At 64.6% G+C, this 10,474-nt stretch carries 9 protein-coding genes; 2 read left to right on the top strand and 7 right to left on the bottom strand.

Features of this window, described 5'->3' with window-relative positions; all coding sequences use genetic code 11:
- Positions 1–2,195: hybrid sensor histidine kinase/response regulator (locus tag MFF55_RS26140; RefSeq protein ID WP_238247109.1), on the top strand; the 2,195-nt coding region annotated here is incomplete at its 5' end.
- Between the two features lie 312 nt (positions 2,196–2,507).
- On the opposite strand, the gene MFF55_RS26135 is transcribed toward MFF55_RS26140, so the two are convergent.
- Entirely contained in the window at positions 2,508–2,654 is a 147-nt protein-coding gene (locus MFF55_RS26135; protein ID WP_238247107.1) for a hypothetical protein, read from the bottom strand.
- A 191-nt stretch (positions 2,655–2,845) separates the two neighbouring features.
- Here MFF55_RS26135 and MFF55_RS26130 point away from each other — a divergent pair, with 191 nt between their 5' ends.
- Positions 2,846–3,979 carry a M20/M25/M40 family metallo-hydrolase gene (locus MFF55_RS26130; RefSeq protein WP_238247111.1) on the top strand — a complete coding sequence of 378 codons (1,134 nt, stop codon included), beginning with the start codon at positions 2,846–2,848 and terminating at the stop codon, positions 3,977–3,979.
- 111 nt (positions 3,980–4,090) lie between these two features.
- Here MFF55_RS26130 and MFF55_RS26125 read toward each other — a convergent pair whose 3' ends face one another.
- From MFF55_RS26125 to MFF55_RS26100, 6 genes are all read right to left on the bottom strand, one after another.
- Complete coding sequence (locus MFF55_RS26125; RefSeq protein WP_238247105.1) at positions 4,091–5,167, bottom strand: D-TA family PLP-dependent enzyme; 1,077 nt, start codon at positions 5,165–5,167, stop codon at positions 4,091–4,093.
- Positions 5,164–6,339 carry an amidohydrolase/deacetylase family metallohydrolase gene (locus tag MFF55_RS26120; protein ID WP_238247104.1) on the bottom strand — a complete coding sequence of 392 codons (1,176 nt, stop codon included), beginning with the start codon at positions 6,337–6,339 and terminating at the stop codon, positions 5,164–5,166. Before MFF55_RS26120 ends, MFF55_RS26125 begins: the two co-directional genes overlap by 4 nt.
- Positions 6,336–7,373, bottom strand: a complete 1,038-nt coding sequence (locus MFF55_RS26115) for an ABC transporter ATP-binding protein (RefSeq protein ID WP_238247102.1) — start codon at positions 7,371–7,373, stop codon at positions 6,336–6,338. Before MFF55_RS26115 ends, MFF55_RS26120 begins: the two co-directional genes overlap by 4 nt.
- On the bottom strand, positions 7,370–8,362 hold the full coding sequence (locus MFF55_RS26110; RefSeq protein ID WP_238247100.1) for an ABC transporter ATP-binding protein: 993 nt from the start codon (positions 8,360–8,362) through the stop codon (positions 7,370–7,372). Before MFF55_RS26110 ends, MFF55_RS26115 begins: the two co-directional genes overlap by 4 nt.
- 87 nt (positions 8,363–8,449) lie before the next feature.
- On the bottom strand, positions 8,450–9,364 hold the full coding sequence (locus MFF55_RS26105) for an ABC transporter permease (RefSeq protein WP_238247098.1): 915 nt from the start codon (positions 9,362–9,364) through the stop codon (positions 8,450–8,452).
- Positions 9,364–10,305 (bottom strand): ABC transporter permease, encoded by a 942-nt coding sequence (locus MFF55_RS26100; protein ID WP_238247096.1) that lies wholly within the window; start codon positions 10,303–10,305, stop codon positions 9,364–9,366. The genes MFF55_RS26105 and MFF55_RS26100 overlap by 1 nt, the downstream gene beginning before the upstream one ends.
- Positions 10,306–10,474 lie beyond the last annotated feature (169 nt).

Genomic DNA, 10,474 nt, shown 5'->3' with positions numbered 1-10,474 from the left:
TCGTGCACAGGATTGCCATTCTCATCCTTGATGCGAATGGCAATCCTGTGCACGAAGCGATGGCATTCCCCGTTCAGCCCCGAGCTCTCAATGAAAGAGACTATTTTATCAAGCTCCGAGACAACTCAAACGCTGGTCTATACGTCGGGCGTCCCTTCATAGGAAAACTGTCGGGACTGCCCACCTTGCCAGTTGCGCGGCGCATCAACAATGGTGATGGCACTTTCGCAGGCATCATCATGGCTGCGCTGAACCCGGAAGCTTTTCAAGCAATCTACGCCAACATCGAGCTTGGTAAAGACGCCACTCTCAGTCTTTGGCGATCCGATGGCATGCTTCTCGTGCGCTCGCCCCATGTCGCCGACCTCATCGGCAGGAGTTTCTCGTCCAGCGACAATTATAAATTCCATGTTGTTCCTAAATCAACAAAGCCGTTTTGGACGGTTGGCTCAACAGACGGTATCGAACGGGTCATTGCGTTCGGTTTCATAGATAAAGTTCCCATCTACGTAAGTGCAGCAGTGTCGCGTGAAACAGCATTGGTTGAATGGCGCACGTCAGCATGGACACAAAGCGTATTGGCTGGAGTATTATTGCTCGTGCTTGTGGCGGCACTGCTCCTCTTCGCACGAGAACTTGACCGTCGATACGCAGAGTCGAGCGAGTTGAAGCAGGCCAAGGAGTCTGCGGAAGCGGCGACACGTGCAAAGACCGAGTTTCTCGCCTCAATGTCGCATGAAATCAGGACACCTCTGAACGGCGTCCTCGGCTACGCGGACCTTCTGCTTGACGACCGAACGCTTGGGGAAGACCACCGCCGGACTGTCGAACGCATCCAGACGTCCGGCGCCGCGCTGCTGACCGTCGTCAACGACATCCTGGATTTTTCGAAGATCGAAGCCGGTAAGATTGAACTGGAGCCACAGCCGTTCTCCACCTTGGCTTTGATCGATAATACTGTCTCTATCGTTCGCTCGTCGGCTGAGAAGAAGTGCCTTCGACTCATTGTCGAGGTTGATCCCCACCTGCCTGATCATCTTGTCGGCGATCAGGACCGGCTCCGACAAGTGCTGCTGAACTTGCTGAACAACGCTATCAAGTTCACGCCGCGTGGCTCGGTCACGTTGCAAGTGATGTGCAAACTGCAGGAAGAGGGTGCCTTTGCCCTCCGCTTCTCTGTCACCGATACCGGGATCGGCATTGCGCAGGACAAGCAGCACCGTTTGTTCGAGCGGTTCTCCCAAATCGACGGTTCGATCCATCGCGACTTTGGCGGCACTGGACTTGGCCTCGCGATCTCCAAGCGGCTCGTCGAACTAATGGGCGGACAAATTGCGGTTACGAGCCAGGAAGGACGCGGATCAACCTTCGCTTTTGCGGTGACGTTGTTGAAAGCGCCGTTTTTAGAACCGGAGTCGGAGGCGTTGAAGAGCCCGACAGCAAACTCTGAGGGTGTCCGTATCCTCTTGGTCGAGGATGTCCAGATCAACCAAGAGCTTGCTCGTGCCGTGCTGGAGAAGGCCGGCCATTGCGTAGACATCGTAGGAGACGGCGCCGACGCCATCCTGGCCGTTCAGACGAAGCCTTACGATCTCGTACTGATGGACGTTCAGATGCCGGGTATGGATGGTCTGACGGCAACGCGGCATATCCGCGAACTTGATCATGAGGCGCGAGCGCTGCCCATCATTGCCATGACGGCCAACGTTCTCCCGCATCAGGTGGCCGCCTTCGGCGAAGCGGGCATGAACGACTACATCGGCAAACCGTTCAAGCGTGATGCGCTCTACGCCGTGGTCGAGCGCTGGGCCTCGCGCAGTCGGTCGATTGATGTGGAGCCAGCACTCCCGGCTGTACCGTTGTCAGATTCGCTTCTGGACGTGGACATCTACAAGAGCCTGCAGGACCTCATTGGGGAGAAGAAGGTCGCTGAACTGATCGCTAGCCTCGCAAGCGAGCTGCATAGCCGTTTCGCCATCGTAGCCGACGATCAAGAACGGAAGAGACTTGCACAGGATGCGCATGCCATGATCTCGATGGCCGGCATGCTTGGTTTCAGTGATCTCGCGGAGGTCTGCCGCGAGTTGGAGCAAGCTAGCGCGACGAGCCAGGAACTATCTGGCCAATTGGCACGATTACAATCAGCTCGAACAGTGGCGCTCAATCGAATCGCTAAGCTGCAGGCTGCCGCATAGCACTCGGCCGGCGTGCCCTGCGGCCTGGGCTTTTCTGTTATGAGCAAGTGCAGCAGTAATAGGCCGGTTGCGAGGACGACACCAAACGGCTTCTCTGGCGAGGTTGGGTCGGAGGTGAAACGTCTGCTTTTGGACGCGGGGTCAAGGACCGGCTTCCACCCATTGCTGACTTTGAGTCCTTCTGCAGAGGCTTGTCCGGGACGGTTGCGGCCTGGGCGGTGTACGGCAACCCTGGTGTCAGCCGCGACCGGACAGATTGAGGCCACTGCTCCTTCCGACCTGGGTCAACAACACCTCCCGGCCGCCGCGTCGTCAGAAGGCGCTCAGGATCCCATCCTGCTCGTCGGACGTGTCAGGTGCGTCGAAGCGGTTGCGTGACGCCTCCAGCAGGCCAGGACTGTCGGTGACGAGGGCGCAGGCCGTGCGCGCGTTGTATCCAAACGCTACCCAGCATGACACCAGCCTATCGTCCTTGCGAGCGCCCCGCCGCGAGCTGTCGATCCGCACGGTGCCGCCTAACTCGGAGCGAGCGACGTTGCGGCCGCCACCCAGCGACCTGAGATGATGCGGAGCCGCTTGAGGTCCGGATTGATGTCTTTAGCGTCCATTCGGCAATCGATGGACTTGAGGGTGGTACGCAGATGCAGGCGTTGGATGTTTCCGGGCTTCCTCTCGATGCCGACACCATGCTCGTTGGTCTGCAGCGTTGGGTCGAATGCGAGAGCCCAACCTTCGAACCGCAGGCGGTCAACGCAATGATGGATCTCGCCACCCGCGACCTCGTGGCGGCGGGCGCGGAGGTCGAGCGCGTGTCCGGGCCAAGCGGTTTCGGCGATTGCGTCAGGGCTTCATTTCCGCACCGGCGCCAGGGATCGCCCGGCATCCTGGTGATGGGCCATCTCGACACGGTGCATCCGCTCGGCACCCTCGAGACCCTGCCGTTCCGCCGCGAGGGTAACCGGGCGTATGGCCCGGGCATCCTGGATATGAAGGGCGGCACCTTCGCAGCCATTGCAGCGATCGCTGCGCTCGGGCGCACGGGTCTCGAGACACAACTGCCGATCAACGTGCTGCTGACCTCGGACGAGGAGATCGGCAGCCCCGGCTGCCGCCCTCTGATCGAAGCGGAAGGTGCCAAGAACGCGTACGTGCTGGTGCCCGAGCCCGCGCAACGCGACGGTGGGCTCGTGACGGGGCGCTACGCAATCGCCCGCTTCGACCTCACGGCGACGGGCTGCTCCAGCCATGCAGGGGCGAACCTGAAGGAAGGACGTTCAGCGATCGCCGAGATGGCCCGCCGTGTCGGCGAGATCGAGGCGATGTCCAGCGAGGATTGTACCTTCAGCGTCGGCGTCATCCACGGCGGACGCTGGGTGAACTGCGTTCCGCGATCCTGCGAGGCAGAAGCCCTGAGCATGGCCAAGCGCCAAGACGACCTCGACCACGGCATCGAACGCATCCTGGCGCTGACGGAGATCGATGCCGACGGGGTCGGGTTCCAGGTGCGGCGCGGCGTGACGCGTCCCGTCTGGGAACCGTCTCAGGCCACCATGAGGGTCTACGAGCTTGCCAGGGAAGTCGCGTGCGAACTCGGCTTCGAACTGACCCATGGGTCGGCCGGTGCCGGCTCCGACGCCAACTTCACCGGTGCACTCGGCATCCCCTCGCTCGACGGGCTCGGCGTTTGCGGAGAGGGTTGGCACACGCTCAACGAACACGTCGAGGTCGACAGCCTTCCCCAACGCGCGCGGCTCATGGCCGGATTGCTGATGCGTCTCAGGTAAGCGCTCGTCTTCCGGTCGACGGACGGAGGCAAGGCATGAAGGCCGATCCCGCACGTGTCCTGATGGCGGGCTAGGAGGGCTGCTGGCGGGCGCCGAGCGGTACCTTGCGCGTCAGACGGTCCTCCCGCGCGCGGCGACGGCTATCTCGCCGACGATCCTCTCGCCTCGCACGGCGATCAGCCGGTCGACCATGTTGACCACGACGCAGACGTGGTTGGGAATGATCCGCACCACCTCTCCGACCAGAGGACGCGCGTCGCACCCGGCGAGATCGAGGAAGCCGTGCTCCTCCGAGAGCTGGGCGATGCGCGCCTTTGGATAGTCGAGGATCAAACCGAAGCCGTCTAGGCCCCCGGGATCGCTCGTGAGCGTCTTCGAACCGGCATCGACGATCCCGCGCGTGTCCGATGCCCGGCTCACCACGGTGGCGTAGACCGTGAGTGCGCAATCGGCGAGGGTTGCGACGCCTGCTGCCATCTGCATGCGATCGTTGAAGATGTAGGTGCCGGGCCGGTGCTCCGTGGCGCCTCGAAGGGCACCGAGATGTGCGAGGTTGGGCGAGCCGCCGGTCGAGACGATGCTTAGCGTCAGCCCGGCCTCATGCAGGCCTGAGGAGACCGTGTCGAGGAAGCGTTGCGTCCTCTCCCAGCCGTCGGGCGGCGGGTAGAAAAGCAGTCCGGCGAAGGTCAGGCCCGCCGTGGCTGCGATGCGACGGCTCAGGGCGACAGCCTCGCCCGGTGTCTCGACGCCCGCGCGCTTCATGCCGGTGTCGCACTCGACCACAACGGGCAGCGGCTGGCTTGCAAGGGCGGCGCAGGTCGCCAATCCATCGATCGTAGTCGCGCTGTCCGCCGCAACGGTGATCCGCGCCCGTTCCAGGAGTGTCCCGAGACGCCTGAGCTTCTGCTCGCCTAGGATGTTGTAGCTGATCAGAATGTCATTGAGCCCGGCCTCGACCATGACCTCTGCCTCGCCAAGCTTCTGGCAGGTGATCCCTTGTGCCCCGGTCTCCACCTGGAGCTTGGCCAGTTCCGGCGACTTGTGCGTCTTGATATGCGGGCGGTTCGCAAGCCCCAGGCGGTCGCACAAGGCCTGGACGGCCGTGACGTTGGCCTCGACCACGTCCAGATCGACGACCACGGCCGGCGTGCCGAATTCGCGTGCGATCGTGTCAGCGAGCCGCGTCACACATCGCGCCTGCCGAACGCCGAACCTTCCGCCGCATGCCACCAGCGGCCCTTCAACACGACACCCTCCGACACGATACGACGATCACCGATCATGTGTTCGCCAGTCACGTCGGCATAATCGAACTCACCCTCGCGAATGCTCAGCACCGTCGCATCTCCGAGCGAGCCAAGCCTGAGTGATCCGAGTTCCGGCCGCTTGAGGGCGAAGGCCGCATTGACCGTGGAGCACCGGATGACCTCCGGCAACCTCATGCCGAGGCACAGGAATTTCGACAGCGTGGTGACCTGGTCGTAGGCCGGTCCATCAATGCAGAGCTGGTGCACGTCCGAGGAGATCGTGTCGGGGTAGAAGCCGTTCGCCAGCATGGCGCGAGCGGTCTTGAACGAGAAGGACGCTTTGCCGTGCCCGATGTCGAACAGCACGCCGCGCTCGCGGGCCTCCCGCACGGCTCGCTTGACGCTGCCCTGGCCGGTGCAGGGTGCATTGGGGAACGGGCGGAAGGCGTGGGTCAGCACGTCTCCGGGCCGCAGCATCGCCAGCACCTCCTCGTAGGATGGGGGCGGATGATCGATATGCGCCATCAGCGGCATCCCGACCTCTTCGGCGACCTGCAAGGCGACGTCGAGCGGCGCGGTCCCCTGGTCGCCGGACGCGACGCGGCCGACGCGGACCTTGATGCCGACGATGAGGTCGCGGTTGGCGTCCGCCACCTCGGCCGCCTCTCTGGGCGCCATCATGCGCATATCAGCGCTCTCACCCACCATCACCGAGTTCGAGAAGGCGAAGATGCCCGCGAACGAGACGTGCAGGTAGGCGAGCACGCGCGCCTCCGCCCGCTTGATGACGTGCCGGCGAAAGCCCGCCCAGTTGCCCGGCCCGGCGCTTCCCGTATCGATGGAGGTGGTCACGCCTGAGAGACGGCAGAACTCGTCGGGATCGATGCCTAGCGAGGTGCCGCCCCAATAGACGTGGGTGTGTAAATCGATCAGCCCGGGCGTCACGATGGCGCCGGTGACATCACGGATCTCGGTGGAGGGGCTTGCGGCAAGATCAGGCCCGAAACCCGAAACCTTCCCCGCGGTGAAAGCCACGTCCGCAAGACCGTCGAAATCCTGCGATGGGTCGATGACCCGTCCACCGCGCAGGATCAGGTCGTGGGCATCGCTCATGCGAACGTCCCCCCAAGGAGCGGGTTCTCCCCCGCTGGGCGCGCGTTGAGGTGGCAGGCGGCCTCGTGGCCCTTCTCGATCTCGCTCAAGGCCGGTTCCTCAGTGCGGCAACGGTCGAACACGTAGGGACAGCGCGTGTGGAAGCGGCAGCCTTTGGGCGGATCGATCGGGCTCGGCACGTCGCCCTTCAGCACAATCCGGCGACGTGGCGCCTCCGGGTCGGGAACCGGCACTGCGGACAGGAGCGCCTGCGTGTAGGGATGACGTGGGCGGACGAAGATCTGGCGCCTCGTTCCCGTCTCGACGATCTTGCCGAGATACATCACGCCGATTCGGTGCGTCATGTGCTCGACGATGGCCAAGTCGTGGCTGATGAACAACAAGGCGAGCCCGAGCTCGGCCTGAAGATCGCCGAGCAGGTTGACGATCTGCGCCTTGACCGAGACGTCGAGCGCGGAGACCGCCTCGTCGCAGACGATGAGGTCCGGCTCGGCCGCGAGCGCCCGAGCGATGCCGATGCGCTGGCGCTGGCCGCCCGAGAACTCGTGGGGCCAGCGCGACAGGGCTTCGCGCGGGAGACCGACGCGGTCCATCAGCCGGTGGAGCCTGCGCTCGAGGTCCGCCCGATCCGCGGCGAGCCCGAAGTTGCGGATCGGCTCGGCGAGCGCGTCGCGGACGCGGATGCGGGGGTTGAGGCTCGAGAAGGGATCCTGGAAGATCACCTGCACCTGCCGCCGAAGGGGACGCAGGCCCCCGGCCGACATGTCGTCGATGCGGCGGCCGGCGAGCACGACTTGGCCCGCGGTCGGCCTCAGCAACCGCAGCACCGCTCGGCCCACCGTCGACTTGCCGCAGCCGCTCTCGCCGACGAGCGAGAGCGTCTCGCCGCGAGCGATCCGGAAGGATAACCCGTCAACCGCGTAGACGACGCGCCGTGCGCGGCCGAACAGAGAACCAGCCAGGGGATAGTGAATCTTGAGGTCGTTGACCTCCAGGAGCGGCGCCGAGGACAGGAGTTTCTGCGGCGCGTTCATGCAGCAGCGGCCTGGTCGCGGAGCGAAAGATGGCAGGCGGCGACATGGCCGGGCGCCTTCTCCTCCAGACCCGGCGCATGGCGCCGGCAGACATCCTGCACCTCCGGACAGCGCCCGGCAAAGACGCAGCCTTCGATCCGCGTCTTGAGGCTTGGCACCATGCCGGGGATCTCGGCGAGCCGGCCGGCCCGGTCTTCCAGCGACGAGCCGAGCCGCGGCACGGCGCCGAGCAGCCCGCGCGTGTAGGGATGGCGCGGCTTGGCAAACAGGCGACGGACCGGCGCCTCTTCGACCTTGCGGCCGGCGTACATCACCACCACGCGGTCCGCGACTTCGGCGACCACGCCGAGATCATGGGTGATGAGCAGGATCGCCGCGCCGACCCGCTCCTTCAGGTCGCGCATCAGGTCAAGGATTTGGGCCTGGATCGTCACATCGAGCGCGGTCGTGGGCTCGTCGGCGATCAGGAGCTTGGGCGAGCAGGCCAGCGCCATGGCGATCATCACGCGCTGGCGCATGCCGCCCGACAGTTGATGCGGGTACTCTCCAGCGCGCTGCTTCGGCTCCGGGATCCCAACGAGCTTGAGCATGTCGACGGCCTGCGCCTCGGCCTGGTGGCGGCCGAGGCCCTGGTGCAGGCGAAGGGACTCGCCGATCTGCCGGCCGACCTTGAGCACCGGGTTGAGGCTGGTCATCGGCTCTTGGAAGATCATCGAGATCTCGTCGCCGCGGATGCGCCTCATCTCCCGCTCGGAGAGTTTCAGGAGGTCGCGTCCCCCGAACCGGATGGCACCTGCGCTCTTGCCCGGCGGCTCGGGGATCAGCCGCAGAATCGACATGGCCGTCACGGACTTGCCGCAGCCGCTCTCACCGACGATCGCCAGCGTCTCCCCCCTCTCGACGTGGAAGGAGACACCATCGACGGCGCGATTGACGCCGTCGGGCGTCCGAAAATGCGTTTGCAGCGTGTCGACTTCCAGGAGCGCCATCAGCAGCCTCTCGTAGAACGTCTGGTCATGACCGCGTTGCCCATTCGGCGAGGATGGTGCGACCAGTTCGTTTAAGACGCGGAAGCACTAGAGGCTCTTCGCCATGCGGGGATCGAGGATGTCGCGCAGGCCGTCGCCGACGAGGTTCACCGCAAGGACGGTGATCGACAGGAAGGCGGCTGAGAAGAACACGAGGTTCGGCTTGACCTGCCAGAGGGCGCGGCCCTCGGCCATGATGTTCCCCCACGATGGGGTGATCGGGGGCACGCCGGCACCGATGAAGGATAGGATCGCCTCCACGATCATGGCCGAGGCGCAGATGTAGGTCGCCTGAACGGTCATCGGCGCCAGGGTGTTGGGCAGGATGTGGCGGATCACGATTCGCCACATCGGTGAGCCCGCGGCAATCGCCGCATCGATGTAGGGCTGTTCGCGCAGCGACAGCACGATGCCGCGCACGAGGCGGGCGACGCGCGGGATCTCGGCCAGCGTGATGGCCACGATGACGTTCTGCAGGCTGCCGCGGGTCAAGGCCATGAGCGCGACGGCGAGCAGGATGGGCGGAATCGACATCATGCCGTCGATCAAGCGCATGACGATGCTGTCGATCCAGCGCACCGTGCCTGAGACGAGGCCGATCGCCAGCCCGATGACGGAGGCTAGCAGGGCGACGAAGAAGCCGACGGCCAGCGAAACGCGCGCGCCGTAGATCACCCGCGAGTAAAGGTCACGGCCGAGCATGTCCGTGCCAAACCAGTTCTCGGCCGAGGGAGGCTTCAGCCGCTTTGCCGTGGCGAGCGTCCCGGGATCGACGGTGCCGACCCAGGGAGCGAACACGGCTGCCAATACAATCGTGACAAGGATCGATGCGCCGAGGACGAGGGTGGGTCGCCGGCGGACGGCCCCGACGAGGCCCGTCATGGGCTTTCGCGGGGCGAGGACATCCGGGAGCGCATCGGCGATGACGAGGTCGCGCGGAGGCGGGAGCGTCGTGCCGGCCATCAGTAGCGGATCCTCGGGTCGACGAGCGTGTAGACGAGGTCGACGGCGAGGTTGACGAGAACGTAAACGAAGCTGAACAGCAGCACGATGCCTTGAATGACCGGATAGTCGCGCCGCAGGATGGCATCCACGACGAGACGACCAAGCCCGGGCAGCGCGAACACGCTCTCCGTCACGACCGCGCCGCCGATCAGCAACGCCACGCCGATGCCGATCACCGTGACGATCGGCACGGCCGCGTTCTTCAGCGCGTGGACGAACAGGATCGTGCGCTGCCCGACACCCTTCGCCTTTGCCGTCCGCACGTAGTCCTGGCTCAGCACGTCGAGCATCGAGGCGCGGGTGATGCGCGCGATGAGCGCGATGTAGACGAGCGCCAGGGAGACCGAGGGGAGGATCAGGCTTCGCAGCCAAAGCCAGGGACCGCTCGAGAGCGGCGTGTAGCCCTGGACTGGGAACCAGCCGAGCTTCAGCGCGAAGATGTACGCGATCAAGTAGCCGACCACGAAGACCGGCGTCGAGAACCCGAACACCGCGAACGCCATGGCGGAGCGGTCGATCCAGGTATTCGCCTTCCAAGCCGCGACCACGCCCATCGGCACGGCGACCACGACCGCGATGACCAGCGTGACCCCCATCAGGGACAGGGTCGGCTCGATGCGCTGTCCGATCATCGTGGTGACGGGCAGGTTCGTGAAGATGGAGGTCCCGAGATCGCCGCGCAGGATCTGGAAGGACCATTCGGCGAAGCGCACGAGGTACGGGCGGTCGAGGCCGAGGCTCTGGCGGATCCTCTCGACGTCTTCCGGCGAGGCTTGGTCGCCCGCAATCACCGCGGCCGGATCGCCGGGCGCGATGTAGAGCAGGCTGAACACGAACAGGGCCACGACCGCCATGACAGGGATCGTGGAGAGGATGCGGCGCAGGATGACACGGGTCATCGGCGAGGCCTTCTACAGCGCATACCGACCGAGCGAACAGGGATCCGTCGGGACAGGGGCGTCACTCCGCAGGCTTCGAGGGCAGAACGTCCAAGGTGACACCGGCGGGGCGTCGTACCCCGTCAAGTCTTGGCCACCCCTCAAGTCTTGGTCACACCCCAGAAGAACG

The sequence above is a fragment of the Methylobacterium iners genome, assembly GCF_022179305.1.
In the GTDB taxonomy this organism is placed as follows: Bacteria; Pseudomonadota; Alphaproteobacteria; order Rhizobiales; family Beijerinckiaceae; genus Methylobacterium; species Methylobacterium iners.
The sequence above is the reverse complement of the archived record's forward strand: the minus strand, read 5'-3'. Positions and strand labels throughout refer to the sequence as shown.

Excerpts from the sequence above, each read along its gene's own strand:
- MFF55_RS26110 (WP_238247100.1), bottom strand. The coding sequence starts at position 8,362 with ATGGCGCTCCTGGAAGTCGACACGCTGCAAACGCATTTTCGGACGCCC.
- MFF55_RS26115 (WP_238247102.1), bottom strand. The coding sequence starts at position 7,373 with ATGAACGCGCCGCAGAAACTCCTGTCCTCGGCGCCGCTCCTGGAGGTC.
- MFF55_RS26100 (WP_238247096.1), bottom strand. The coding sequence starts at position 10,305 with ATGACCCGTGTCATCCTGCGCCGCATCCTCTCCACGATCCCTGTCATG.
- MFF55_RS26105 (WP_238247098.1), bottom strand. The coding sequence starts at position 9,364 with ATGGCCGGCACGACGCTCCCGCCTCCGCGCGACCTCGTCATCGCCGAT.
- MFF55_RS26120 (WP_238247104.1), bottom strand. The coding sequence starts at position 6,339 with ATGAGCGATGCCCACGACCTGATCCTGCGCGGTGGACGGGTCATCGAC.